This window comes from Amycolatopsis sp. NPDC049868 (assembly GCF_044461365.1).
Lineage (GTDB): Bacteria > Actinomycetota > Actinomycetes > Mycobacteriales > Pseudonocardiaceae > Amycolatopsis.
The window spans coordinates 46,052-71,648 of sequence record NZ_JBITKV010000014.1 but is presented as its reverse complement, the minus strand read 5'-3'; the positions used below and the strand labels follow the sequence as shown (position 1 = coordinate 71,648).

Annotated in this window: 22 protein-coding genes; 15 read left to right on the top strand and 7 right to left on the bottom strand. The window is 69.6% G+C overall.

Annotation, left to right across the window (positions count from 1 at the left end; all coding sequences use genetic code 11):
- Positions 1-97 precede the first annotated feature (97 nt).
- Genes ACIBTM_RS38465 through ACIBTM_RS38455 form a run of 3 tightly spaced genes read left to right on the top strand, consistent with a single transcriptional unit; the run spans position 98 to position 5,214 of the window.
- Positions 98-2,113, top strand: coding sequence for a YrhB domain-containing protein (locus ACIBTM_RS38465; protein ID WP_395882066.1), 2,016 nt, complete (start codon positions 98-100; stop codon positions 2,111-2,113).
- 4 nt (positions 2,114-2,117) lie between these two features.
- Complete coding sequence (locus ACIBTM_RS38460; RefSeq protein ID WP_395882065.1) at positions 2,118-3,245, top strand: ADP-ribosylglycohydrolase family protein; 1,128 nt, start codon at positions 2,118-2,120, stop codon at positions 3,243-3,245.
- Positions 3,246-3,285: 40 nt separating this feature from the next.
- On the top strand, positions 3,286-5,214 hold the full coding sequence (locus ACIBTM_RS38455; protein ID WP_395882064.1) for a TNT domain-containing protein: 1,929 nt from the start codon (positions 3,286-3,288) through the stop codon (positions 5,212-5,214).
- Here ACIBTM_RS38455 and ACIBTM_RS38450 read toward each other — a convergent pair whose 3' ends face one another.
- The 4 genes from ACIBTM_RS38450 to ACIBTM_RS38435 form a co-directional block, all read right to left on the bottom strand.
- Positions 5,215-6,201 carry an LLM class flavin-dependent oxidoreductase gene (locus ACIBTM_RS38450; protein WP_395882063.1) on the bottom strand — a complete coding sequence of 329 codons (987 nt, stop codon included), beginning with the start codon at positions 6,199-6,201 and terminating at the stop codon, positions 5,215-5,217.
- Between the two features lie 20 nt (positions 6,202-6,221).
- Positions 6,222-7,073, bottom strand: a complete 852-nt coding sequence (locus ACIBTM_RS38445; protein ID WP_395882062.1) for a class I SAM-dependent methyltransferase — start codon at positions 7,071-7,073, stop codon at positions 6,222-6,224.
- 16 nt (positions 7,074-7,089) lie between these two features.
- On the bottom strand, positions 7,090-8,397 hold the full coding sequence (locus ACIBTM_RS38440; RefSeq protein ID WP_395882061.1) for a sensor histidine kinase: 1,308 nt from the start codon (positions 8,395-8,397) through the stop codon (positions 7,090-7,092).
- 79 nt (positions 8,398-8,476) lie between these two features.
- Positions 8,477-9,895, bottom strand: a complete 1,419-nt coding sequence (locus tag ACIBTM_RS38435) for a CCA tRNA nucleotidyltransferase (RefSeq protein ID WP_395882060.1) — start codon at positions 9,893-9,895, stop codon at positions 8,477-8,479.
- Between the two features lie 147 nt (positions 9,896-10,042).
- Here ACIBTM_RS38435 and ACIBTM_RS38430 point away from each other — a divergent pair, with 147 nt between their 5' ends.
- The 10 genes from ACIBTM_RS38430 (at position 10,043) to ACIBTM_RS38385 (ending at position 21,199) form a co-directional block, all read left to right on the top strand.
- The gene (locus tag ACIBTM_RS38430; RefSeq protein ID WP_395882059.1) at positions 10,043-10,567 is read left to right on the top strand and encodes an NUDIX hydrolase; all 525 of its coding nucleotides are present in this window, start codon (positions 10,043-10,045) and stop codon (positions 10,565-10,567) included.
- Positions 10,564-12,705, top strand: a complete 2,142-nt coding sequence (locus tag ACIBTM_RS38425) for a DUF6049 family protein (RefSeq protein ID WP_395882058.1) — start codon at positions 10,564-10,566, stop codon at positions 12,703-12,705. The genes ACIBTM_RS38430 and ACIBTM_RS38425 overlap by 4 nt, the downstream gene beginning before the upstream one ends.
- 99 nt (positions 12,706-12,804) lie before the next feature.
- Complete coding sequence (locus ACIBTM_RS38420; RefSeq protein ID WP_395882057.1) at positions 12,805-13,038, top strand: hypothetical protein; 234 nt, start codon at positions 12,805-12,807, stop codon at positions 13,036-13,038.
- A gap of 77 nt (positions 13,039-13,115) precedes the next feature.
- Positions 13,116-15,074 carry a murein biosynthesis integral membrane protein MurJ gene (gene murJ / locus ACIBTM_RS38415; RefSeq protein ID WP_395882056.1) on the top strand — a complete coding sequence of 653 codons (1,959 nt, stop codon included), beginning with the start codon at positions 13,116-13,118 and terminating at the stop codon, positions 15,072-15,074.
- A 120-nt stretch (positions 15,075-15,194) separates the two neighbouring features.
- Positions 15,195-16,751 carry a protein kinase family protein gene (locus ACIBTM_RS38410; RefSeq protein ID WP_395882179.1) on the top strand — a complete coding sequence of 519 codons (1,557 nt, stop codon included), beginning with the start codon at positions 15,195-15,197 and terminating at the stop codon, positions 16,749-16,751.
- A 31-nt stretch (positions 16,752-16,782) separates the two neighbouring features.
- Positions 16,783-17,442 carry an RNA polymerase sigma factor SigM gene (sigM, locus tag ACIBTM_RS38405; protein WP_395882055.1) on the top strand — a complete coding sequence of 220 codons (660 nt, stop codon included), beginning with the start codon at positions 16,783-16,785 and terminating at the stop codon, positions 17,440-17,442.
- Positions 17,439-18,227, top strand: a complete 789-nt coding sequence (locus ACIBTM_RS38400) for a hypothetical protein (protein ID WP_395882054.1) — start codon at positions 17,439-17,441, stop codon at positions 18,225-18,227. Before sigM ends, ACIBTM_RS38400 begins: the two co-directional genes overlap by 4 nt.
- A 215-nt stretch (positions 18,228-18,442) precedes the next feature.
- The gene (trxB, locus tag ACIBTM_RS38395) at positions 18,443-19,438 is read left to right on the top strand and encodes a thioredoxin-disulfide reductase (RefSeq protein WP_395882053.1); all 996 of its coding nucleotides are present in this window, start codon (positions 18,443-18,445) and stop codon (positions 19,436-19,438) included.
- Between the two features lie 37 nt (positions 19,439-19,475).
- The gene (gene trxA, locus ACIBTM_RS38390; protein ID WP_007032253.1) at positions 19,476-19,799 is read left to right on the top strand and encodes a thioredoxin; all 324 of its coding nucleotides are present in this window, start codon (positions 19,476-19,478) and stop codon (positions 19,797-19,799) included.
- 251 nt (positions 19,800-20,050) lie between these two features.
- Positions 20,051-21,199, top strand: coding sequence for an N-acetylmuramoyl-L-alanine amidase (locus ACIBTM_RS38385; protein WP_007032252.1), 1,149 nt, complete (start codon positions 20,051-20,053; stop codon positions 21,197-21,199).
- 371 nt (positions 21,200-21,570) lie between these two features.
- On the opposite strand, the gene ACIBTM_RS38380 is transcribed toward ACIBTM_RS38385, so the two are convergent.
- Complete coding sequence (locus ACIBTM_RS38380) at positions 21,571-22,215, bottom strand: N-acetyltransferase (RefSeq protein WP_007032251.1); 645 nt, start codon at positions 22,213-22,215, stop codon at positions 21,571-21,573.
- A gap of 194 nt (positions 22,216-22,409) precedes the next feature.
- Here ACIBTM_RS38380 and ACIBTM_RS38375 point away from each other — a divergent pair, with 194 nt between their 5' ends.
- Together ACIBTM_RS38375 and ACIBTM_RS38370 are read left to right on the top strand one after the other, a co-directional pair.
- Positions 22,410-23,729 carry a PLP-dependent aminotransferase family protein gene (locus tag ACIBTM_RS38375; protein WP_395882052.1) on the top strand — a complete coding sequence of 440 codons (1,320 nt, stop codon included), beginning with the start codon at positions 22,410-22,412 and terminating at the stop codon, positions 23,727-23,729.
- Positions 23,730-23,763: 34 nt separating this feature from the next.
- Positions 23,764-24,714, top strand: a complete 951-nt coding sequence (locus tag ACIBTM_RS38370) for a D-alanine--D-alanine ligase (protein ID WP_395882051.1) — start codon at positions 23,764-23,766, stop codon at positions 24,712-24,714.
- A 49-nt stretch (positions 24,715-24,763) separates the two neighbouring features.
- Here the strand turns inward: ACIBTM_RS38370 and ACIBTM_RS38365 are convergent, their stop codons facing one another.
- Together ACIBTM_RS38365 and ACIBTM_RS38360 are read right to left on the bottom strand one after the other, a co-directional pair.
- A complete protein-coding gene (locus ACIBTM_RS38365) occupies positions 24,764-25,150 on the bottom strand; it encodes a hypothetical protein (RefSeq protein ID WP_395882050.1) in 387 nt (128 codons plus the stop codon).
- Positions 25,147-25,452, bottom strand: a complete 306-nt coding sequence (locus tag ACIBTM_RS38360; protein WP_395882049.1) for an HAD family hydrolase — start codon at positions 25,450-25,452, stop codon at positions 25,147-25,149. Before ACIBTM_RS38360 ends, ACIBTM_RS38365 begins: the two co-directional genes overlap by 4 nt.
- Positions 25,453-25,597: the final 145 nt, after the last annotated feature.

Sequence of the window (25,597 nt, the reverse complement as noted above, 5' to 3'; positions counted from 1 at the left end):
AGGACGCCCTTTCCGCGACGGTGACGCGGACGACCAGGCGGCGTCCTGCCGACGTCGATCGCGGTCGCGGGTTCACCGACAGGCCAGGATGGGGACGATGAACGAAGAGGAAGCCGTCAGCCGCGTCGAGGAATGGCTGACGGACCGAGGCGGGGAGGGGACGGCCGCGTTGCGGGTCCGCCGCGACTACGTCGTGCGCGCGACCGGCGGCTGGAACGTCACCTACAACACCGTCGGCTGGCTCGACGGCACCGACCCCGGCACCGGCCTGTTCCCCAGCCCGGTCGCCTTCGTCCCGGACGACGGCGGCGAGATCCGCCTCGACCTGGAGCTGATGGCCGTTTCGGCGGCGGGCGACGACACGGACGCGTTCACCCGGTGGGCGGAGGTCGTCGATCCCGAGTTCGATCCGGCCGCGGTCCCCGGCTTGCCCGTGCCGAAGGCGGCGATCCTGCGCTGGGAGCAGCACACGCTCTTCGGCGAGCCGACCGGCGCGGTCCGCGTGAACCCGGAGCACCGGCCGGGGCCGCGGTTCGCCGGCCGCCCGGCACCGGAAAGCCCCGTCGAAACGCTTCTCGGCTACCTCCGCGTCGAGTGGATCACGCCGGAGGAGTTCGTCCATTGGATGCTCGACCTCGAGGTGCTGGCCCCGGCGAAGGACGGCCACCTGCAGGTCCGCGACTTCGGTGACGCGGGCGCGCGCTTCGTCGTCTACACCTCCGAGGCCCAGGTCCCGTCGGAGTACACGGTGTGGCAGCGGGTCCAGCCACGTGTGCTCCTGCGCCGGGCCAAGGACAACCCCGGGGTCGGGCTGCTGGTCAACCCCGGACGCCCGGAGACGTTCAACGTCTACCCCGAGACGCTGCGGCAGGTCGCCGACCTCGACCTCCCGGCCGGTACCGAGCATCCCGAGTCCGTCGGGCGTCCCGCCTACTTCAGCGGGGAGTACGGCAGTCCCGCCGTCGCGAACCTGCGAAGCCTCGTCGACCAGGCCAGGGACAACGGCTACCCGCTGAGCAGCGAAGAGCTCACCCGCTACACGCAGGCCGCGACGCTGTCGTTCGAGCGCTCACGGGCGAAGTACGACGGCCGCCCGCTGCCCGAACTGCCCGAAGACCTGTTCGCCAACGGGCTGGTCACGCACTTTTACGACAACGGCGAGCCGCGCCCGGCCGCCTGGACGTTCGGGAAGTTCTACGACCCGACACTCCCCGTCGGCAGCTTCGCGTACCCGCGGCTTCTCGGCGCGTACGTCGGCTTCGCGCTCGGAGACGCACTCGGCTCGGGCGCCGATCCCGCCGACGGCTTGCCGCTCGGCGGCCTGACCCGGCAGCTGCTGTTCCACACCGAATCGGTGATCCGCGGCCTGGACCCGACTCCGGACAAGCCCGAGATCCCGGCCTCGCTGCCCGCGGGCGGACGGCCGGACGGCTGGGTCGCCAAGGCCACCGCGGGCGCCGGACCGGCCCCCGCCGAATTCTCGGCCATGCTGGCGACCGCGCTCGCCGCGACGGTGACGGGTGGCGTGCAGGGTCCCGCCGACAGCACCTTCTACGCGATGAAGGTGGTCCGCGAACTGGTCGGTTCCGCGGCGGGCCACGAGGTCGTCCACGGCGCCGAACTGCTGGTGAACGTGTTCCGCGCCCAGCTCGCGGCCCAGAACGGCGAACCGGCGGTCGCGAACTTCCTCGAAGGCTTCGACGAGTACAGCGGCGAGGTCGGCGAGCTGGTCAAAACCGTGCTCGACCTCCGGAACGACATCGGCGGCGACGACGTCGAGCAGTTCGACAGCATCGGCGACGGCAGGACGCCGCTTTCGGTGCTCGGCCGGGCCCTGTTCGCCGCCGCCAAGCGCGGGTACGACCCCGAAGCCGCGCTGACGCTGGCCGCTCGCGGCGGCTCGGTGACCGCCGCGCTGACCGGGGCGATGGTGGGCGCCAGGCTCACCGTGCCCGGCCTCCCGGAGGCTTGGCTCGCCGCGTACCCCGGCCTCGGCGTCATCGACAATCTGGCGGGCGACGCCTATTACTACTTCAACCGCTTCGGCCTGCCCCGCGAGCCCGAAGAGCGGCGGCGCTGGGAAGCGAAACGGTATCCACGAGGAGATCAGTAGAGCAATGCGCGAGTGGCTTCAACATCCGGCGACCAGGTCGCGGCTGCGCGGCAGCCTGTTCGCCGGGGCGATCGGCGACGCGCTCGGCGCGAAGACCGAGTTCGACTCGATCGACCGCATCCGCGAGATCGCCGGCCCGGCCGGGATCACCGACCTCATCCCCGCGTACGGCGGTGTCGGGCGGATCACCGACGACACCCAGATGACGCTGTTCACCCTCGAAGGCCTGATCAGAGCCCATGCCGCCGCCCGCCGGGAGCAAGGGACCTTTGCTACCACTGCCACCGCGTCGCCGGTCGAGCAGTCGCTCCAGCTGGCCTACCAGCGCTGGCTGCACACCCAGGGCGTCTCGTGGGAGCGAGCCCGCGGCCCGCAGGACACGAGCACCGAACCGGACGGCTGGCTGATCACGAACCGGGAGCTGTTCAGCCGTCGCGCGCCCGGGCTCACCTGTTTCAGCGAGCTGGAGGCGTACGGCAAGACCGGCGTGCGCGCCGGTATGGACAAGCCGGTGAACAACTCGAAGGGCTGCGGCGGGATCATGCGCGCGGCACCGGTCGCGCTGTGGTCGGACGATCTCGCCGAGGTGTTCCGGCTCGGCGCTGAGAGCGCGGCGCTGACGCACGGTCACCCGAGCGGGTATCTCTCGTCGGGTGCCTTCGCGGTGATCGTGCGCGAGCTGCTGCTCGGGAAACCGCTGCTCGACGCCGTCGCGACCGCCCGTGCCGAGCTGGAGAAGTACCAGGGGCACGAGGAGCAGAGCGTCGCACTCGACCAGGCGCTCGCCCTGTCCCGGGAAGGTGCCCCGACGCCGGAGAAGCTCGAAACACTCGGCCAGGGGAACATCGGCGAAACCGCGCTCTCCATGTCGGTCTACGTCGCGCTGACCACCACGGACGCGAACACCGCGCTGCTCGCCTCGGTGAACCACAGCGGCGACAGCGACTCGACGGGGTCGATCTGCGGAAACCTCGTCGGCGCGATGTACGGCGAGGAAGCGCTCAACACGGACTGGCTCGCGAAGCTGGAACTGGCCGAGGTCATCGGAGGGCTGGCGGACGACGCGCTCGCGGAGTTCGGCGGGAGCGCACCGGGTGACGACCGGTGGTACGCCCGCTATCCGGCCCACTAGATTTACCTCCGGTTTGGGGTACTTGGGGAGGGGACACATAGTGCGTTACCGGGTTCAAGCGGCGGAGCGGCCGGACGGCCTGTACGCCGTCTGGGGGGACACCGTCTTCGCGGCGCAGCGGTCGACCGAAGACGGCACACTGCTGCTCATCGCGCCGCCGGGGGAAGCGGCGCCAGAGGGCTTCGACCGCGACTGGAACGGCCGTCCGGCCAGGGTCGTGCTGAACGGCGAGGCGGGCGCGACCTTCAGCCTGCAGTCGTACGGCCGGTTCGACGACGAGCATTTCCAGATCGCGCCGAGCACCGGCGGCGGCGACCTGACGTTGCGCTGGGCGGGCGAGGACGCGGCCCGCGCGGCCGAACTGGGTCTGACGGATTTCTCGACCACGGCCGCGCCGACGCGGCTGACGGCCTTGTGGCAGACCAGGCACGACTTCGTCGAGACGCCGGAATCCCGGCCTCAGGCGGGTACGGGCGATCAGGCCGCGCTCCTGCGCGCCATCGGCCGGACACTGCTGCGGGTGCTGCCGCCCGGCTGGCAGCGGGTCGGCGCCCAGTTCCGGCAGGTCGGCGACTACTCCGAACTCGAGGTCCGCTCGGTCGGCGACGAGGGCAACGGCCCGGTGTCGGTGTCGATCGCGGCCCCGCCGGAGCTCGGCTCGCTGTTCGCGCGGCTGCGCGCGGCGATGCACCAGCCCGAGACCGGCACGTGGTTCCAGGGCACCTTCACGCTCGACTCGGAGTCGCACTTCGACTTCGACTTCGACGCCGATCAGGAGCCGACGTGGCGGCTCGCGCCCAACGAAGGCGGCAAGCCGTCTCCGCGCGCGTACGCGACCGAGCTCGCGATCTTCCCGCGCGACCAGAAGCACGTCCCGGCCTGGCTGTCGGCCAAGGCGGGTCTGCCGCTCGACGTCGTGTTCCGGCACGCACAGGTCGTCGACGCGCACAACGAGGGCGAACGACCGGTCGTCAACCGGCCGCCGGTGCCGCCGGACATGATGCGCGGCGTCTTGGACTACCTCTTCCGTTCGCCGGTGGCGCTGACCCGGCCCGGTCCGCAGCCCGACATCTTCACCCCGAACGGCCCGCCGGACGTGCCGAACGCCTTCCACACCGACGGCGTCTGGATCTGGCCCGCGGCCGTCCCGCACTACCTGCGGAAGTACGGGGTGCCCCCGGAGCCCGAGCTGATCGAGCACATCCGGGCCGCCGGTTTCCGGCCGCCGCTGGTCGGCGAGCTGGTGCGGGCGACCGCCGAGGCGGAGATCGCCGGCAAGCCGCGGCCGCCGCAGACCGCCGCGGACCTGCCGGACGAAAGCGCCCGCACCCGGGTCGAACGCGACGGCGAGCCCGCCCGCGACATCCGGGCCGTCGAGGTGCTGGACGTCCTGTACCAGCGGCTGGCCGAGCACGGCGTGGCGCCGACGTCCTTCCGGATCGGCGCGAACGCGGTACCGGAGCCGGGGCTGTGGACCTTGCGCCGCACCGAAAGCGGCTGGGAGGTGTCCCGCCCGCCGACCGACGAGCCGGTGGCGTTCGCCAAGCTCGAAGAGGCGGCGCGGTTCTTCCTCGGCACCCTGCTGCTGTATCCGGCACGGGCCGCGGCGGGCGCGAGCGAGGAGGCCGACAACCCGGCCGACTGGCCGATCCTGCCGCTGCGGGGCGAGCCGCCGCTGAACTTCTTCCGGCGCAAGCGGATCGTCGTCCTCCCGGCGGGCACCACGGTGCAGCGGTTCGGGAACGAGACCGGCAACCTCGTGCACGCCGAATCGGCGCGGTTCATCGAGACCTCGCTGGCCGCGGACCGCGAACGGGAGCGCCGTCTGTACCGCGTCCTGCGGCCCCTGCGCGTGGTCACCGGTATCACCGCGCCGTGGAACGGGACGCCGGGCGGGGCCGTGGCCTACGTGCTGCCCCGGCCGATCGCCCAGCATCTCGAATCCGGCGCGCTTTCCCGCGTCCAGTAGTCAGAAGGCCTTCGCGACCAGCTCGTAGGACCGGGCCCGCGCGGCCGCGTCGTACACCGGTGCCGTCAGCATCAGCTCGTCGGCACCGGTGGCTGCGGCGAGGTCCTTCAGCGACCGCACCACCTTCTCGGGTCCGCCGTGCGCCTGCGCCGCGGTGAACTGCGCGATCAGTTCCTTCGCCTCCGGCGTGAACTCATGCGCGGCGGCCTGCTCCCTGGTCGGGAAGGCGAGGTCGCCGCCCTCGCCGTTGAGCAGGTACGACTTGATCACCGCGCACGGCCCGGCGACGTAGGCCGCTTCGGCGTCGGTGTCCGCGCAGATGGTCTCGACACAGAGGATCACGTACGGCTCTTCGCGCCATTGGGACGGCTTGAAGTTCTCGCGATACGCCTGCAAGACCTCGGCCGTGTTCTGCGGCCGGATGTGGTGCGCGACCGCGATCGGCAGGCCGAGCTCGGCGGCGAGACCGGCGCCGGCCGCACTTGAGCACAACAGCCACGGCTCCGGCGCCGGGACCTCGCCGGGCAGCACCCGGATTCCGGTCTCCCCGGCCAGATGACGCAGCAACTCGGCGACGTCGGCGCGGTACTCGTCGTCCGTCGCCGGATCCGCGCCCCGCCGCAACGCGCGGACGATCTTCTCGTCGAAGGTGCCGGGACCGCGCCCGACGCCGAGGTCGATCCGGCCGGGGTGCAGCGCCGAAAGCGTCGCGAACTGCTCGGCGACCGCCAGCGGGGCGTGGTTCGGCGCCATCACCCCGCCGGAGCCGATCCGGATCGACGACGTCACCGCCGCCAGATGCGCGGCCAGCACCGGCGGCGAAGCCGTGGCGATGGCCGGTGAACCGTGGTGCTCCGCGATCCAGACGCGGTGATACCCCAGTTCCTCCAGTTTCGCGGTGACGGTGGTCGTCGAAGCGAGTACTTCGGTGGCCGCGCGGCCGTCCTCGACGACGGCGAGTTCGAGCGCGGAAAGCGGAATCCCCATACCCCCAACGTAGCCAAACTTCAGGACGCGGTGATCAGCACCGCGGGCGACCACCAGTAGTCCGCGAGCGGCTCGATCCGGACGCCGGTGAAACCCGCTTCCTTCAGCTGCGAAGCCCAATCGGTGGCGGGCTGCTCCCAGTTCGTCCGGCCCGTCCCGGGTTCGACCAGGCCGAGCAGGACCGGCAGCAGGAACCCCTGCGCCACCAGCGACGCCTCCTTGCCGTACTCCGCGATCCCGCGTTCGTAACGCGTGACCAGGGAAAGCAGGTATTCGGCGGAGTCTTCGTCGTACTCGGGCACGTCGAATTCGGCCAGCACCAGACAGGAGGTGCGGGGCCGGAGCGCACGCAGAACCTCGGTGCGTTCCCCGGTCGGGATCGACTGGAGCGCGAAGGTCGACTGCGTCAGCTGCCACTGCCGGTCGTCGTCCCGGTCGAGGAATTCCTGCGCGGTGGCCTCCCAGGTGTGCAGGCCGTGGGTGCCGTCGAGCTGCTTGCGTGTTTCCGCGAGCAGCGCGCTCGACGGCTCGACGAGATCGATCCGGCCCGGCTGCCGGTCCGCCTGTTCGAGAGCCGGGACGACGGCGAGCCCGTCGCCGCAGCCGAGGTCGAGCAGGGAACCGACGCTGCCGTAGCGCCGGGCGAGCATGGCACTGAGCCGCCGGTAGAGCTTGACGTTCCCGCCCCCGCGGATGAACGCCGTGAACGCGGCGGGCCGGTCGTAGACGGCACCACCGCCGCCCTCGGTCAGGTACCGGTGCAGTTCGATGCCGAGCGTGGATCCGGCCCGCTCGGCGAGGTCCGCTGCCTTGGCCCGGTCACCGGCGCGGTACGCGGTGAGCGCTTCGGCCAGGACGTCCGTTTTCTTCATGTGCTCCTGTTTACCGTCAGAAAGGCACCCAAAGGGTGACTCTGGTGCCATTGCCCGGAGCCGACTCCACCCTCGCCGTTCCACCGACCTCGTTCAGGCGGGCGGTGATGGACTCGCTGATCCCGAAACCGGCGGGCCGGGTTTCGAGGCTGAACCCGGCGCCGTGATCGCGCGTGATCACCGCGACGCCGCCTTCCTGCTCCTCGACCCGCACGACGACCTGGTCCGTCCCGGCGTGTTTGAGGGTGTTGCGCAGCGACTCGCGGACGGCGTCACGGATGGCGATCTGCCGGACCTCCGAAAGCGTGTCGTCGTCGAGCTCGGCGATCACGAGCTGGGCGCGCAACCCGTCCCGCGCCATCTCCGCCGCCAGCGACGCGAGCTTCTCGCCCAGCGGCCGCGAACCGGCCTCCGAGCGTTCCGAAGCCTCGTTCTCGATCGTCCGCCGCAGTTCCATCGACTGCGCCCGCGCCAGCCGCTGCACCTCCGCGAGGCGCGCGGCCGGGTCGCCCTTGTCGGCCAGCGCGATCGCTTCGAGGGTCTGCAACACGGAGTCGTGCAGCATCCGATGCTGGCGGGCGCGTTCGGCGATCCGGCCGTTGCGGATGCCGTACGCGAGGGCGAGCCGGGTACCGAGACCGATCAGGACGAGGGCGCCGCTCGCGGTGAAGAGGACGCCGAGGATCGACGGGAAGGTGGCCATGGCGTCGCCGGGCGCGGCGTGACCGGTGCCGAACAGGGACGCCAGCATCCGCACCGGGAAACTCACGACGGCGAGCGCCGCGGCGGCGGGCATGCCCAGTGCCAGCGCCAGCAACGCGACCTCGCCGAGCAGATGCTTGCCGGGCACCGCCATCGCCTCGGTGAAGACCGAAGCCGGTACCAGCGCGCCGATGGCCAGCGGCGCGAGCAGGGTGAACACGAGGTCGATCGCCAGCAGCCGGGCGGCGTGCTGCGGGCGGAACGGCGCCGAGCGCAGCATCCACCGGATCCCGTACAGCGAAAGCCCGACCGAGCCGAGCGCCACCAGCCCGACCGGGCCGATCCCGATCATGCCGTGCGTGGAGACGTAGACGCCGAACGCGCCGGGCACCGCGAAGAGCCGGTAGACCAGCGGGACGAGAGCGACGTAGCGGGCGGCCCTGAGCAGCAGGTTGTCGCGATGAGCCGTGTCGATCGGACCGGACATCTGCTGGATCCGCCGGAGGGCGCGGATCGGTGTCGGGTCGCCGACCTCGTCGGACAGCTCGCTCGTCGCCGTCGCCAGCGCGGGCGCGCCCCGACGCAGCAGCGTCACCAGAAAACTGGACGGCCGCTTCGCCATGGATTTTCCCCCTGCCCGGAGTACCGGCAGGAGTATCTCCGGTTACGCCGCGTGGATCCAGAGACCAAGGGAGTTTGTCTCAGCCTATGCCGTTCTCGGCGGCCCATTTCTTCAGTTCGGCCACCGCCTCGTCGTGCTCCAGCGGACCGCGGTCGAGCCGCAGTTCCTTCAGGTGCTTCCACGCCTTGCCGACGTCCGGCCCCGGCTTGAGCCCGAGGATCCGCATGATCTCCTCGCCGTTGAGGTCCGGCCGGACCCGGTCGAGGTCCTCCTGCGCCTGGATCGCTTCGATCCGCCGCTCAAGGTCGTCGTAGGTCGCCTGCAGCGCGGCCGCCTTCTTGCGGTTGCGCGTGGTGCAGTCGGCGCGCACCAGCTTGTGCAGCCGGGGCAGCAGGTCGCCGGCGTCGGTGACGTAGCGCCGCACCGCCGAATCCGTCCATTCGCCCTTGCCGTAGCCGTGGAACCGCAGGTGCAGGAACACGAGCTGGCTGACGTCCTGGACGATCTCCTTCGAGAACTTCAGCGCCCGCAAACGCTTGCGGGCCATCTTCGCGCCGACGACCTCGTGGTGGTGGAAGCTCACGCCGCCGCCGGGCTGGAACTCACGCGTCGCGGGCTTGCCGACGTCGTGCAGGAGCGCCGCGAGCCGCAGGATCAGATCCGGCTCGGAGGTCGGTTCGTGCGTCTTCTCCAGGTCGATCGCCTGCGCGAGCACGGTCAGCGAGTGCTGGTAGACGTCCTTGTGCTGGTGGTGCTCGTCGATCGCCAGCCGCATCCCGGGTACTTCCGGGAGCACGCGATCGGCGAGGCCGGTGTCGACCAGCAGCTCGATCCCGGGCCGGGGGTCGTCCGCCAGCAGCAGCTTCGACAGTTCGGCCTGGACGCGCTCGGCGGTGATCCGGTCGATCTCCTCGGCCATCGACGCCATCGCGTCGACCACCCGCGGCGCGGCGGTGAACCCGAGCTGCGCGGAGAACCGCGCGGCCCGCAGCATGCGCAGCGGGTCGTCGGCGAAGGACTCCTGCGGGGTCGCGGGCGTGTCGAGCACCTTGTCCTGCAGCGCCTGAAGACCGCCGTGCGGGTCGACGAAGGTCTTGTTCGCGAGATCGATCGCCATCGCGTTGACCGTGAAGTCGCGGCGGAGCAGATCGCCCTCGATGCTGTCGCCGAAGGTGACCTCGGGATTGCGGCCGACGCGGTCGTAGCTGTCGGCGCGGAACGTGGTGATCTCCAGGGTCATGCCCTGTTTGGTCACGCCGACGGTGCCGAACGCGATACCGACGTCCCAGACCGCGTCGCCCCAGGCGCTGACGATCTTGAGCACCTGGTCCGGCCGGGCGTCGGTGGTGAAGTCGAGGTCGTTCGACAGCCTGCGGAGCATCATGTCGCGGACGCTGCCGCCGACCAGGTACAGGCTGTGTCCCGCCTTCGCGAAGAGCTTCGCGAGCTCGTCCGCCAGCGGGGAGATGCGCATCAGCTCCGTCACAGCGTTCTGCATCGCAGTGCTCTTCCCCGCAATCGCCTGCCCGGCGACCACCTTGTTCACGACAATCCCACCACGATTTGGATGTACTACTACGGCCCGGCCCAACACGGGCACGGTGAGCCAGCGTACCCGTACCGCCGTTTGCTCTAGCATCGCAGCATGTCTGGATCAGCCGGCCGCTCCGGCGCTTCGAAGCCGGGCCGCCGGCGGAGGCGCAGGCGGGGGCGGCGGCTGACCACGGTCGACGAAACCTCGGCCGGTGGACTCGTCGTCGACGCCGACCGGACGAACGCCGCGCTGATCGGGCGGCTCGACCGGCACGGCAGACTGCTGTGGTCGCTGCCGAAGGGCCACATCGAGGACGGTGAGACGGTGGAGCAGACGGCTGTGCGCGAGGTGAAGGAGGAGACCGGCATCTCCGCGCGGGTCCTGCAGCCCCTCGGCACCATCGACTACTGGTTCGTGGCCGAGCGACGGCGCGTGCACAAGACGGTGCACCATTTCATCCTGGAATCCACCGGCGGCGAACTTTCGGACGAGGATGTCGAGGTGACCGAGGTCGCCTGGGTGCCGCTCGCCGACCTGGAGACCAAACTCGCCTACTCCGACGAGCGCAAGCTGGTCCGGAAGGCCAAAGAACTCTTCGCGCAGCAACAGCACACCGCCGAGGGAGCACCTGAGTGAAGCGGCTTGCCGCCACTGTCCTGTCGATCCTGTTCCTGGCCCTGTCCGCGTTGCCCGTCGCGGTCGCGCAGGCACAGGAACAGCCTCGGCTGCGCGTGGACCTCGACCAGCTGAACCCCCGCGTGCTCACCACGACCTCGGCTTCGCTCACGGTCGCCGGCCGCGTCACCAACATCGGCGACCGGCGGATCAGCAAGCTGGGCGTCCGGCTGCAACTGGGCACCCGGCTGCAGAACGAACAGCAGATCGGCGACGTCCTCGCCGGTGACAAGTTCAAGGACCTCGCGGCGACCGAGTTCGTCGACCTCGAACCGGACGAACTGGAGCCGGGGCAGAGCGCCGCGCTGAACCTGTCCGTACCGCTCGGCCAGTCGTCGAAGCTGCAGTTCCCGAGGCCGGGCGTGTACCCGCTGCTGGTCAACGTCAACGGCACCCCGGACTTCGGCGGCCCCGAACGGCTCGCGGCGGTCACCCTGCTGATGCCGGTACTCGGTGTCCCCGGCAAGCCTCCCGCGTCACGTCCACCGTCGGCACCGTCCACGAGCCTGCTGTGGCCGATCGCGAACAGCACCGTGCACGTCGTCTCGTCGCCGCTCGGCGGCCCGCTGACCCTGGCGGACGAACGGCTCGCCGGCGAACTGGCCGCCGGCGGGCGGCTGGACTCGCTGGTCGAGGCGGCGCGGGCGGCCGAGGCCGACACGAAGGTCTCGTCGTCGTTGTGCCTGGCCATCGACCCCGACCTGGTCGCGACCGTCGACGGGATGACCCGCGGCTATCAGGTCGCGGGCGGTGTTCCCGGCAAGGGCGTCGAGACCGCGAAGAACTGGCTCGGCAGGCTGAAGGCCTTGGTCGCGGGCCGGTGCGTGGTCACCCTCCCGTTCGCCGACGCCGACCTCACCGCGCTGACGAAGGTCCGCGCGGGCGACGCCACCGACACCGCGCTCCTGGCGAGCGCGCTGGGCGGCGCGGGGACGATCAAGAACCTGCTCGGCATCCAGCCGCAGGACGGCGTGCTCTGGCCAGGCGGCGCCCTCGACTCGCAGACCGTCGAAGCGATCGGCAAGGCCGGCGTCAAGACCGTGCTGACCGATTCGGGCAAGCTCCAGTCCGGCTCGCCGCTTTCGGGCGGGGTGTCGATCGAGGGAACGGACCTGCGCGCGCAGCCGATCGACGCGCTGATCTCGTCCGCCCTGAACGGCTCGGGATCCACCCAGAACGGGCTCGGCGCCATCGCCTTCCGGGCGGGGCTCGGCGGGCAGGCCGAGGGGCCGTCGCGCTCGCGGCTGCTGATCGCGCCGCCGCGGCACTGGGCCGCGACCGGCACCGAACTCACCACGTTCCTGGAGCGGATGGGCGACTTCTACACCGCCGGTCTGATCAAGCCGGCGCCGTTGCCCGAGCTGCTCGGCGACGACCCGTCCGGGACGGCGTCGGTCAACTACGACCCGCAGGATCTGACGGCCGCGACCAGCGGTGAGGTCACCGCGAAGATGTCCCAGATCGACAACGAGACGCTGGGCCTGTCGTCGGCGATGACGATGGATGCGACCAAACGAGTGAACCCGGCCGACGTGATCGCCCCGGTCCGGCTCGCCCTCATCCGGGCCGCGTCGACCTCGTGGCGTGGCGCGGACGCCGCGATCGTCACCGGCAACGCCCGCGGCGATCTCGAAGCGATCCGCAGCCAGGTCACCGTGGAGCGGCCGAAGCAGACGATCGCGCTGGCCTCCGGCGCGTCGCCCCTGCCCGCGTACATCACCAACGGCCTTCCGGTCGGCGTCAACGTCCGCACCGTGCTCAAGAACAACGTGGGCCTGCGCCCCACCGAAGCGGTCCCGGAGCGGACCGTCCCGGCGAACGGCGCCATCAACCAGCTGCTCCCGGTCGAGGCGCTGCGAGCGGGCCGGTTCAGCGTCGACGTGGCGCTGACCACGCCCGACGGGACCCCGCTCGGTTCCGACGCGCGGTTCGAGCTGACCTCCACGGAGTACGGCGCGATCACCATCATCATCACCATCACCGCGGCGGGTGCGCTGCTGCTCCTGTCGTCCCGGCGGATCTACCGGAGGATCAAGGACTCGCGGGCCGATCGGGCGAACGAAACCACCCCACGTGTGACCGAGGACGCACAGGTTTAAGTGTTTCCGGCCGTTCCCGATTACCCTGGGTCGAACGATGCCGCCGGGCATCACGTAGCCGAGCACCGAGGATTGGGCACGCGTTGGAAAGAGAGCCGGGTGTACCGCCCGAGCGTGCAGGCCGTCCCCGGCGCGAAGGTACTCCGCCACCGCCCCGCCGTACCGACGGACCGGCACGCCGTCCGGAGCGTCGTCAGCCACCGCCCCCGCAGCAGCCCCCGCCCGAACGCGGTGAGCGCCCGCGGCGGGCCGTGCCGCCGCCTCCCCAGCAGCCGCCGGACGGTCGCCGCCAGCGGGTGGCGGGCCGTCCCGACGACGAAACGCGACGGCTGAGGGCACCCCAGGGCCCGCCGCCGCGGCAAATGCCCCCCGGACAGGGGACGCCGCCTCCGCCGACCCGTCGTCAGCCGGTGCCGCCTCCGCAGGGACCGCCGCTGCCGCAGCCGTCGCAGAACCAGGCGCCGCGCCGTCCGGCCGCACCCCAGCCTTCCCAGGCGCCGCAGGCCCTCCATCAGACACCGCCCCCGCCGCATCGTGGGCGCCGCCAGCCGCCGCCGGTCCGCCCGTGGCAGGTCGACCGGCGCGACGAAGCCGACGCGACGCGGTTCATCCCGCGCACCCCCGGCGTCCCGATGGGTTCACGCTGGCCGGTCGCCGACCCCGACGTCCTCCGCCCGTACGACCAGCTCGCCACGCAGGTCATGCCGGCGATCAAGGACGCGCCGCTGGTCAAACCGCGGCCGGGGGACACGGGCGAACAAGACGTCGCGGCCCCGGCGAAGGCGCCGTCGATCGCGAAGTCCAGTGGCCGGATGGCGATCGCGTCGCTCATCAGCCGTATCACCGGCTTCGCGTGGAAGCTGCTGCTGGTCGCGGCCATCGGCGCCCAGGTGGAGAACGACTCGTTCAACGTCGCCAACACCATGCCGAACATCATCTTCGAACTGCTGATGGGCGGCGTGCTGTCCAGTCTCGTGGTCCCGCTGCTCGTGCGGTCGCAGGACGACAAGGACGGCGGCGAGGCCTACACCCAGCGGCTGGTCACGGTGGCGGGCACGCTGCTCGTGGCCGGGACGGCGATCGCCGTGTTCGCGGCACCGTTGATCACCAAGCTCTACGTCGACGACAAGGGGCAGGCGAATCCCGAGCTGGTCACCGCGTTCGCGTACCTGCTGCTGCCGCAGATCTTCTTCTACGGTGTGTTCGCGCTGCTCTCGGCGGTGCTGAACGCGAAGAACATCTTCGGCCCGACGGCGTGGGCGCCGGTGATCAACAACCTCGTCGTCATCTTCACGATCCTCGTCGTGTGGATCATGCCCGGGAACATCTCCACCGATCCGGTGTCGATCACCGACCCGAAGGTGCTGACCCTGGGCATCGGCGTGACCTCGGGCATCGTGGCGCAGTCGGTGCTGCTGATCCCGCCGCTGCTGCGGTCCGGGTTCAAGTTCAAATGGCGCTGGGGCATCGACAAGCGCATGAAGGAGTTCGGCGGGCTCGCGCTGTGGACCGTCGGCTACGTCGCGGTCAGCCAGGTCGGCTACACGATCACCACCCGGGTGCTGACCAGCGGTTCGCAGGGCGGTGTGACCGCGTACAGCAACGCGTGGCTGCTCTTCCAGCTGCCGTACGGCGTCATCGGGGTGTCGCTGCTGACCGCGATCATGCCGAGGATGAGCCGGGCGGCCGCGGACGGCGACCACAAGAAGCTGATCGGCGACCTCTCCTACGCGTCGCGGATCTCGACGGTGATGCTCGTGCCGATCTCCGCGGTGATGACCGTGGTGGGCGGTTCGGTCGGTATCGCCCTGTTCACCTTGGGCAAGGGCACGGTCGAGGACGCGTCGCGCATGGGTGAGGCGCTGGCCATCTCCGCGTTCGCGCTGCTGCCGTACGCGCTGGTCATGCTGCAAATGCGGGTGTTCTACGCGATGAAGGACGCGCGGACGCCGGTGCTGATCATGATCGTGATGACCGTGGTCAAGGTGCCGCTGCTGTACCTGTGCCCGGCGCTGCTCTCGCCGGACAACATCGTGCTCGGCGTGATGATGGTCAACGGCCTCACCTTCGTCGTCGGCGCGATCCTCGGTCAGGTCTGGCTGTGGGTGACCCTCGGAAACCTCCGGAGCAAGCGAGTCCTCGGGGTGATCCTCTTCACGGTCGTCGCGAGTGTGCTCGGGGTCGGCGCGGCGTGGCTCGCCGGGCAGATCGTGCCTGACTCGTTCGGGCCTACTTTCCAGGCCTGGGTGAAACTTCTCCTGCAGACGGTGGTCGGGATCGTGGTGTCGTTCGGCGTGCTCATCGCCTTGAAGGTCGAGGAATTGAAGCCCGCCACGGCGAGGATCACCCGGTTGATCAAGCGCGGATAACGATTCACGTACGGATGGCGCGCGTTCACGGGTCGTATTCTGGGTACCCTCGGGGCGGGAGCTACGCGGGAGAGTGCGGTGGATACGAGACGGAGCGAACAGGCAGGGGAGGCGAGCCAGGTGGGCATCCGGGCCCAAGGCGGGTCGCTGGCCCCTGGCCGGGTCGTCGGTGACGGCCGGTATCGCCTGCTCGCACAGTTCGGGGTGGACGAGCGGGCGGCCGCGCATCTTTGGCGTGCCCGTGACGGGCAGCTGAAGCGGGACGTGGCGCTGACGCTGCTGGTCGGCGACCCCGCGGACGCGGAGGCCGCACGGCTCGCGCGCCGGACGCTGGAGCGTGCCGCGCACGCCTCGAAGTTCGGTCACGGCGGGGTCGCGCGCGTCCTCGACGTGCTCAGTCTCGGCAGCGGCGTCACCTCGAGCGAAGGTCTGCTCGGTGTCGTCGTGGCGGAATGGACCAAGGGCAGCGACCTGGTCGACCTGGTCGCGCAGCGGCCGGTGGCGCCCGCCGCGGCCGCCCGGATGGTGCAGGCGCTGGCGGAAGCCGTCGACCACGCCCACCAGAACGGTCTCGTCCTCGGCCTCGACCACCCGCAGCGCCTGCGGCTCACCCCGGACGGCGCGCTGAAGCTCGCCTTCCCCGGCCCGCTGCCTGAAGCGACCCTTCGCGACGACGTCAAAGCACTCGGCGCAGTCCTGTATCTGCTGCTGACCGGCCGGTGGGCCCTGCCCGGTGGCCCGGCCGCGATCCCCGCGGCGCCGCACGCGCCGACCGGACGCGTCATCCCGCCGCGTTCGCTGGTCCCGACGGTCCCGGTCGAGCTGTCCTCACTCGCCGTCCGCACCATCGAGGACGGCGGCCACGGCGGCATCCGCACCAGCGCGGCCATCCTGCGCGTGCTGGACCAGGTCGCCGAAGCCGAAGAACGCACCCAGCTGATCAAGGCCGTCGGCGAGGAAGAGGCCGTCGCCGAATCGGACGGCACGGTCTGGACGACGAAGAAGCCGGTCAAGGACGTCGCGCGGCGCAAGAAGCTGGCGCTCGGCGTGACCGTGCTGGTCGTCGCGACCGTGGTCATCCTCGCCTGGGGCGGGATGATGCTGATCAACCTGTTCCAGGGCGAGTCGAAGTCCAGCGGCCCGAAGATCAACGTCGCCGCGTCGTCCTCGCAGGTCGTGCCGCCTTCGGGCGAGCAGCCGCCACCGGTGCAGAAGCCGCCTGCGCCCGCGGTGGGTGCCGCGGTGAAGCCGTCGGCCGTCGCCGTCTACAACCCGGGCGGCAAGGGCGACAGCCCCGGCAGGGCCAGGAACACCACCGACGGTGACGCGGTCACCTCGTGGAAGACCGACCAGTACGACAAGCAGTTCCCGGTGCTCAAGGACGGCGTCGGACTGGTCGTGACCTTCAAGGACCCGATCAACCTCAGCCAGGTCAAGATCGACGCGGCCAGCCCGGGCTCGAAGGTCGAGATCCGCTCCGCCGACAAGAAGAACCCGAAGCTCGAAGAGACGAAGGTCGTCGGGAGCGGGGACCTCGCGGCGGGTGAATCGACCATCGCGTTGCAGCAGCCTCAGCAGGGTCAATACTTCATCGTCTGGATCACTCAGCTGGGTGAAGATGACGAGGGCAAGTTCCTCACCGAACTCAAAGAGCTGACCTTCCTGCCTGCGGGGTGACCTCAGACACCGGGTCAGTAGGCTCTCTCGGGTGACAGCTGCAGCTCCCACGGACGCGGATCTCATAGCGGCGCACGCCGCTGGGGACCCGCACGCGTTCAGTGAACTGGTCCAGCGACATCGAGACCGCATGTGGGCGGTAGCCCTGCGCACCTTGCGGGATCCGGAAGAAGCCGCGGACGCCCTGCAGGACGCCTTTATCTCCGCGTTCCGAGCAGCGGGCAACTTCAGAGCGGAATCGCAGGTCACGACGTGGTTGCACCGCATCGTCGTGAACGCGTGCCTCGACCGCATCCGGCGGGGCAAGGCCAGACCGACCGTTCCGCTGCCCGAGACCGGGCAGTTCAACGAACCCGCCTCGCCGCGCGACTCGATGTCCGAGCGCGAGACGAGCCTGGTCGTCAAGGAAGCCCTCGATCAGCTCCCCGACGAGCAACGTGCCCCGATCGTGTTGGTCGACGTCGAGGGATACTCCGTCGCTGAGACGGCGAAGATGCTCGGCATCGCCGAGGGCACGGTCAAGAGCCGGTGTGCCCGAGGTCGCGGAAAGCTCGCGAAGGTTCTCGGACATCTACGGAACCCCGATGCTATTGCGAACGTCCCAACTCACGAAAGCAAACGAGAGCGCGCTACCCCGCAACGGGGTGCCAGGCGTCCTCAGGGCACGCCGGGTGACGGGGAGGGACGATGACAGACGAGAGCAGGGGGATCGGTGGGACCGTCGGTCCGCCGTGGTCTGTCGATGTGCTCGCCGACCTGCACGCAGGTGTGCTGGACGAGCGTGAGGCGGCCGAACTGTGGCCGTTGGTGAACGCCGACCCCGAAGCACTGGCGATCATCGAAGCACTGGAAGCGACCACGGCCGACCTCGCGGAGCTCGCGAACGAGCCGGTCGCTCCGATGCCGGCGGAGTACGCGGCACGGCTCGACGCCGCGCTGGCCGCCGAAATGCGGGTGTCGCCTGCGTTTCAAGGCGCATCTGAAAGGCAGCAGGAGCAGGTCGCCCCGGTGGTGGACCTCGCGGCCGCACGGCGGCGGCGGAACAAGCGGATCGGCTGGGGCGCCGGGATAGCGACCGTGGCCGCGGCGGCCATCGCCGCCGTGGCAATCGTTGTCCCGACCACTCAGGAGCCGAGTACGGGCGGTGTCGCCCAGCCCGCACCGTCGGCTCCTGCCGGACCTTCGGTCGGCGGAGACGGCGGAGGGGCCGAAGCCCTCGTCGGCAAGGCGATCGGCGTCCGCGACTTCGGCCCGCTGAAGACCGAAGAGCGCCTTGACGCCTGCGTCGCCGCGGCCGGAATGGACGCCGACGTACGGCCGGAGGGCATCCGGCCGGTGAACGTCGCGGGCAAGGACGGCGTGATGGTGATCTACACCACAGGCAAACTCGCCCAGTTCCGCATCGTCGCCTTCGGTGCCGACTGCGGCCCGGGCAACCCGGCGGTCCTCTTCGACAAAATCATCGGAGCCAAGTAACCGGCCGAAACCTCACTGGTCCCTCGCTCCCCACCACCCCCATTTCGGGGGGAGCGAGGGACCTTTGCTACCACGCTAGGTTTTCTAGCGGCGCTAGAGGTCGGATCTCCGCCGTGGCGCAAGGCGGGAGAAAGTAGCGCCGGTCACCACGGGAACACCGGCCCTTACGATCGTGTTGAGCCTGGTGAACAGGTCACTACGAGCGGAGGTCACGGGTGGCTGCCGAGGAGATCAGGAACCTGATCATTGTGGGATCGGGTCCTGCGGGATACACCGCCGCTGTCTACGCGGCACGAGCGCAGCTCGAACCGCTGGTGTTCGAGGGCACTCAGTTCGGCGGTGCGCTGATGACGACGACGGAGGTCGAGAATTTCCCGGGCTTCCGCGAAGGCATCCAGGGTCCCGACCTCATGGAAGAGATGCGCGAGCAGGCGAAGCGTTTCGGCGCCGACCTGCGTCAGGAGGACGTCGAGTCCGTCGAGCTGACCGGTGACGTCAAGTACGTCGTCGCGAACGGCAAGCGTTACGCGGCCCGCGCGGTCGTGCTCTCGATGGGTGCCGCCGCCCGCTATCTGAACGTGCCCGGCGAGCAGGAGCTGCTCGGCCGCGGTGTTTCGGCCTGCGCCACCTGCGACGGCTTCTTCTTCCGCGACCACGACATCGTGGTCGCGGGCGGCGGCGACTCCGCGATGGAGGAGGCGACCTTCCTGACGAAGTTCGCCAAGTCCGTCACGATCGTCCACCGCCGCGAGGAGTTCCGCGCCTCCAAGATCATGCTGGAGCGTGCCCGCGAGAACGAGAAGATCAAGTGGGCGCTCAACAAGCAGATCACCGGAGTCGAGGGTGAAGGCAAGGTCGAGGGCCTGACGCTCAAGGACACGGTGACCGGCGAGGAGTCCAAGCTCGACGTGACGGGGTTCTTCGTCGCGATCGGTCACGACCCGCGCAGCGAACTGGTGCGCGGTCAGGTGGACCTCGACGAGGACGGCTACGTGCTCACCCAGGGCCGGACCTCGTACACGAACCTCCCCGGTGTCTTCGCGGCGGGCGACCTGGTCGACCGCACGTACCGGCAGGCGATCACCGCCGCGGGCTCGGGCTGCGCGGCCGCCATCGATGCAGAACGATGGCTGGCGGAGCACGCCGGTGTCGAGACCGCCCAGGAGACCCCTGAGCTGGTCGGCGGCGGCTACGGCGCCACCACCAACTGACTTTTCCCAGCCCGTTCACCACCCAGAAGGAGACACCATGGCCAACACCGTGACGGTGACCGACAAGACGTTCGTCGACGACGTGCTGACGAGCGAGAAGCCCGTCCTGGTCGACTTCTGGGCGACCTGGTGCGGCCCGTGCAAGATGGTCGCCCCGGTGCTCGAGGAGATCGCCGCGGAGAACGGCGAGAAGCTGACCATCGCGAAGCTCGACATCGATGCCAACCCGAACACTGCGCGTGACTACCAGGTGATGTCGATCCCGACGCTGATCCTGTTCCAGGGCGGCAAGCCGGTGAAGCAGATCGTCGGCGCCAAGCCGAAGGCCGCGCTGCTCTCGGACCTCGCCGACGTCCTCTGATCTCGCGTTTCACCTGCCGAAACCCGGGGCCTGCCCAGGCTCCGGGTTTCGTCGTTCTTCGGATTGGGTAAAACTCCCTGTTACGGGAACGCCTGGACGAGTTCCACGAACGGCGACTTGACGCACCGACCGGGCCTCCGCGCTCACCGAGAGTTCACAGGGCACAATAGAGCACCGGGGTTCGCCCCGCAGGGTTTTCACAGTCGCGCATCGAGCTCGATCGGTGCCCCAAAGGGAAGAGCGAGGAGTGCATGCGGGTACTCCGCCGCGGTGACGCCGGACCGGACGTCGCCGAGATCAGGTCCACGCTGGCGGCGATGGAGCTGCTCCCGCCGGTGACCGAATCCGGGGAGTACGAGGTCTTCGACACGGCGATGGAACACGCCGTTCGAGCGTTCCAGCAGCGCCGTGGGCTCATCACCGACGGTCTGGTGGGTCCGGCGACCTACCAGGCGCTTCGCGGCGCGGGCTTCCATTTGGGCAGCCGCCCGCTGACCTACATGTTCTCCGCCCCCATGCAGGGTGACGACGTCTTCGCGCTCCAGGAGCGGCTGACCGAACTCGGTTTCGACGCCGGCCGCCCGGACGGGCACTTCGGCCCGCAGACCGAACGCGCGCTCAAGACTTTCCAGCGCGACATGCGCCTGGTCGCCGACGGTATGTGCGGTCCGGCCACCATCCGTGAGCTGCACCGGCTCTCCTCGCCGCGTGCCCGCGGCGGCCGTCCCGTTTTCCTGCGTGAGCAGGAGCAGGTGCGGCAGGCGGGCCCCCGGCTGCGTGGTAAGCGCATCGTGATCGACCCGGGCCACGGCGGTGAGGACCTCGGCGTCGTCGCCGGCGGCCTGCGTGAGGCGGACATCGCCTGGGACCTGGCACGGCGGCTCGAAGGCCGGATGCAGGCCACCGGCATGGAGGCGCTGATCTCGCGCGGCCCGAACCAGAGCCCGAGCGAGGGCGACCGGGCGAAGTTCGCGAACGAGGCGGGCGCCGACCTGTTCCTTTCGCTGCACAACGACAAGAACCCCTCGCCCAAGGCGCAGGGGGTCGCGAGCTTCCACTTCGGCACCGGCAACGGCACCACGTCGACCGTCGGCGAGCTGCTGGCGGGCTTCATCCAGCGCGAACTGGCCGCCCGCACCGGCATGCTCGACTGCCGCACGCACTACAAGACCTGGGAGATCTTCACCCGCACCCGCTGCCCGGCGGTGCGGATCGAGATCGGCTACCTGACCAACCCGGAAGACAGCCGCAAACTGGCGGACCCGGCTTTCCGCGACGTCGTCGCCGAAGGCATCCTGGTCGCCGTGAAGCGCCTGTACCTCCTTGGTGAAGGGGACCAGCCGACCGGCACGTTCACCTTCGCGGACGTCCTGGCCCACGAACTCGCCAAAGCGGAGTAGCCAGTCCTCCACACCCGCACGCGGGCGCACATCGTTCTGCCGACGCCCTCGGCACAACCGGTTGTGTGCCCCCGCGGCCGATCACGCCACCCCTAGATCAACCCGGCGCGCAGCCCCCGCCCTTCCCGGGGGGGCGTCCCCAGGTCCAGCCTACCCATCCACAGATTTTCCACCGCTCCTATCAGCGATCTGTGGATAACTCGGCGGGTTACCCACAGCTGTCCCCAACCCGGGGGATGGCTGCTGCGCGCGCTCGAAAACTCTGCTAGACGGCTCACTCGAGCGCTAGGAACGGTCCTTTCCTTGCGAAATTTGCAAGGAAAGGATCGTTCATGGCAAGCGGAAGGTACCCGTCCAGAAAGACGAGAGGGTCAGGCGCGGCCCAGGCTCGGCTCGGCCGTCGTGATGGAGACCTGGCCGAGCAGCCGTTCGAGGGCTGCCTCCACGTCTTCCTTCCACGAAATCGCCGACCGCAGTTCCAGCCGTAGCCGCGGCCACCGCGGATGCGGCCGCACGGTCTTGAATCCGACGCTCTGCAGGAACGCGGCGGGCAGCACGCAGCTGTGGCCGCCGTCCGGATCGGTCTCGTCGGGCTTGGCGTCCCCGAACGCTTCGATCGCGCGGACACCACGTTTGGTCAGATCCTTCGCGACGGCCTGCACCAGCATCCGGCCGAGTCCGCCACCTTGGAACTCGGGAAGGACCTGGAAGGCGGTCAGCAGGACCGCGTCCGGGCCGGGCGGCGAAGTCGGGAAGGCCAGCGAGCGCGGGACGGCGTTCGGCGGCGCGTAGAGCACGAAACCGACGGGCAAGGTGTCGCTGTAGACGATCCGGCCGCAGGAACCCCACTCCAGCAGCACGCTGGAAACCCAAGCTTCCTTTTCGACCTCGGTCGCGCCGTATTCCTCGGCCTGCGCCTTCATATGCGGCGCCAGCTCCCAGTACACGCAGCGGCGGCAGCTCTTGGGCAGGTGCTCGAGGTTGTCCAGGGTTACGCCCACGACGCGACGCGACACAGACAGACCTCCCTGAATGACGACACCCCACGCAGCCTTGTCCCGAGCAGGGCTCACCGAAGGGGTCCTGACCGAGGATAGGCCGATGTGATGAACACCGGAAGGCCAGGGCCCCTCAAGGGAGGGTGGTTACACTCGATGGAACTACCAGTCGGTAGCGACTATGTCCACTTCGAAGCCGGGTGAAGCGCCTGATGACCGAGAATCGCCCTGTCCGGCCGGAGCCCGGCCGCCACAACCTCGACCCTCACCTCGACCGCTACGCCGCGCGTACGGCCGGGATGACTGCTTCCGAGATCAGGGCCTTGTTCGCGGTCGCCAGTCGCCCCGAGGTGGTATCGCTCGCCGGCGGGATGCCGAACCTCGCCGCGCTCCCGTTGGACACGCTGTCCGCGCAGGTCGGCGAGCTCATCGCCGAGGACGGCCTGGTCGCGCTCCAGTACGGCTCCGCGCACGGCGTCCCCGCCCTGCGCGAGCAGATCTGCGAAATCATGGCCCTCGAAGGCATCAAGGCCCACCCGGACGACGTCGTGGTGACGGTCGGCTCCCAGATGGGGCTCGACATGGTCACCCGGCTGTTCTGCGATCCGGGCGACGTCATCATCGCCGAAGGCCCGTCGTACGTCGGCGCACTCGGCTCTTTCGCCGCGTACCAGGCGGACGTCGTCCACGTCGCGATGGACGATCACGGCCTGGTCCCCGAAGGGCTGCGCGCCGCGCTCGCGGAGACTCGGAAGGCGGGCCGCCGGGTCAAGTTCCTCTACACGATCCCCAACTTCCACAATCCCGGCGGCGTCACGCTGGCCGTCGAGCGGCGCGCGGAGATCGTGGAGATCTGCCGTGAGAACGACATCCTCATCATCGAGGACAACCCGTACGGCCTGCTCGGCTTCAGCGGTCAGACGTACCCGGCGCTCCGCTCGATCGACCCCGACAATGTCGTGTACCTGGGCTCATTTTCGAAGACCTTCGCCTCGGGCCTGCGGGTCGGCTGGGTGCTCGCACCCCACGCCGTGCGGGAGAAACTCGTACTCGCGGCCGAGTCCGCGACGCTTTGTCCGCCGACGCTTAACCAGTTGATCGTGTCGCGATACCTCTCGACTCACGACTGGATGGGTCAGATCAAGACCTTCCGCGAGAACTACCGGGATCGCCGGGACGCGATCCTGTCCGCGCTCGAACAGCACATGCCCGCCGGCTGCACCTGGACCAAACCCGATGGCGGTTTCTACGTCTGGATGACCGTTCCCGAAGGCGTGGACACGAAGGCGATGCTGCCGAGAGCCGTCACGGCCCGGGTCGCGTACGCCTCCGGAACCGGTTTCTACGCCGACGGTTTCGGCAGCAGACAGCTTCGGCTTTCCTACTGCTACCCGACGCCCGAACGGATCCGCGAAGGCGTCCGGCGGCTCGCCGCGGTGCTCGAGTCCGAAATGGACCTGGCGCGTACCTTCGGTAACGCGAGCCCACGCTCGATCTCGGGGCCGCAGAACCCCTCTCCGGACACGGTCTGATCGACCGGACGTCCCCAAGCACAAAGGAGTCTCGGTGGTCGACCGCACCGTTGCCGTACTCGCAGGCGGCCTTTCCCACGAACGCGATGTCTCGATCCGCTCCGGACGCCGGCTCTCGGTCGCGTTGCGGGCGGAAGGTCTCATCGTCGAGGAGTGGGACACCGACGCGGGTCTGCTCGAACGTCTTCGCACCCAGCGGCCCGACGCGGCCATCGTCGCCCTTCACGGTGGTGAAGGGGAGAACGGTGCGGTACAGACGGTCCTGGAGATGCTCGACGTGCCTTACGTGGGCACCAGTTCGCGGGGCTGCCGCCGCGCGTGGGACAAGCCCACGGCCAAAGCGCTCGTCGCCGACGCGGGCTTCACCACGCCGGACTGGGTCGTGCTGCCGCACAGCACCTTCCGCGAGCTCGGCGCGCAAGCCGTGCTGGACTCGATGGTCGATACGCTGGGGCTGCCCATGATCCTCAAGCCCGACCAGGGCGGATCCGCGCTGGGTGCCCAGGTCGTCAAGGACGCCGCGGAAATGCCCGGCGCGATGGTCGGCTGCTTCGCATACGGCGACACCGTCCTCGCCGAGAAGTTCGTTTCCGGCGTCGAGGTGGCCGTGACGGTCATCGAAGGCGAAGAGGGACCCGAAGCACTGCCCGCGGTCGAGATCGTGCCGGAGAGCGGCGTGTACGACTACACCGCCCGCTACACCGCCGGGCTGACCGATTTCTTCACCCCCGCGCGGATCCCCGACGACGCCGCCAAGGCGGTCGGCGAGCTGGCCGTCGCCGTACACCGGCAACTCGGGCTTCGCGACATCTCGCGCACCGACGCGGTGATCACCGAAGACGGCACGGTCCACTTCCTCGCGGTGAACCCCTCACCGGGTCTCACCGAGACGTCGATCGTGCCGGTGGCGATCGAGGCGGCAGGCGCCACCCTCGGCTCGGTCTTCGCAGGCCTCGTCGGACGGGCGATTTCCCGCAAGAGCTGAACCGGACTCGACGAAGGGGACTTGCCCACCGCGGGCGAGTCCCCTTTCTCTATTTCCGGGCCACGACTACGACCTGATGCTCGTCCTCGTAGACGATCTGTCCCGGGTTCGCCGACCAGACAGTTTCACAGGGAACCTCGTGCATCTTCAGGATCGACAAGTAGCCGTCGACCCGCTCGATGAAGACCCGAGCGGTCGCCTTGAACCAGGCCGCGGCCCCGGGATTGAGCTCCGGGTCGTAGACGCTCGGGTCGGCGTGCGCGGGGTTGGTGAAGTTCGCGTCGTACCAGTCGTTGTTCGTCCGGCGGAACGCTTCCTGCTCGACGGTGAGGCGTCCGGCGCGGGCGAGCCCGTTGACGAGACCGAAGACCCCGGTGAAGTTTCCTCGTTCATCGCGGGTCGGGCTCTGGAAGCGGACGAAGGGCAGGCCGGTCACCGCCGGGACCATCCGCAAGCGGTCAAGTACATCTCTGGATCCGGCTTCGGCGCGCTCACCTCATCGGCGGCTAGTTTCACGGGAAACATCTCCGCCAGCCCGCCGCGAACGAGCGCGGCGTCCAGCAGCGCCCGGGGCGAGTTGCCCGCGACGGCGACCGGTACGGCGGCGGCGGTCAGTTCGACCAACTCACGCGCGCCGGGCATCGCCTCCGCCTTCGCGGTGACGACCTCGGTCACCAACCTCAGCAACTCGGCCGCGATCTCGGCGCCGGCATCCGGTTCTCCGAACGCCTCCGCCATCGCGTCGGGCGCCGCGCGAACAGTTCAGTCTCGACGACCGACCAACATGGCTCGGTGTCCATGAGCAATCCGTCGCAGTCGAAGACCACGGCGCGCGGATTTCGACCGCCGAACAGACCCTTCACACTTGCCCCCAGTTCAAGCA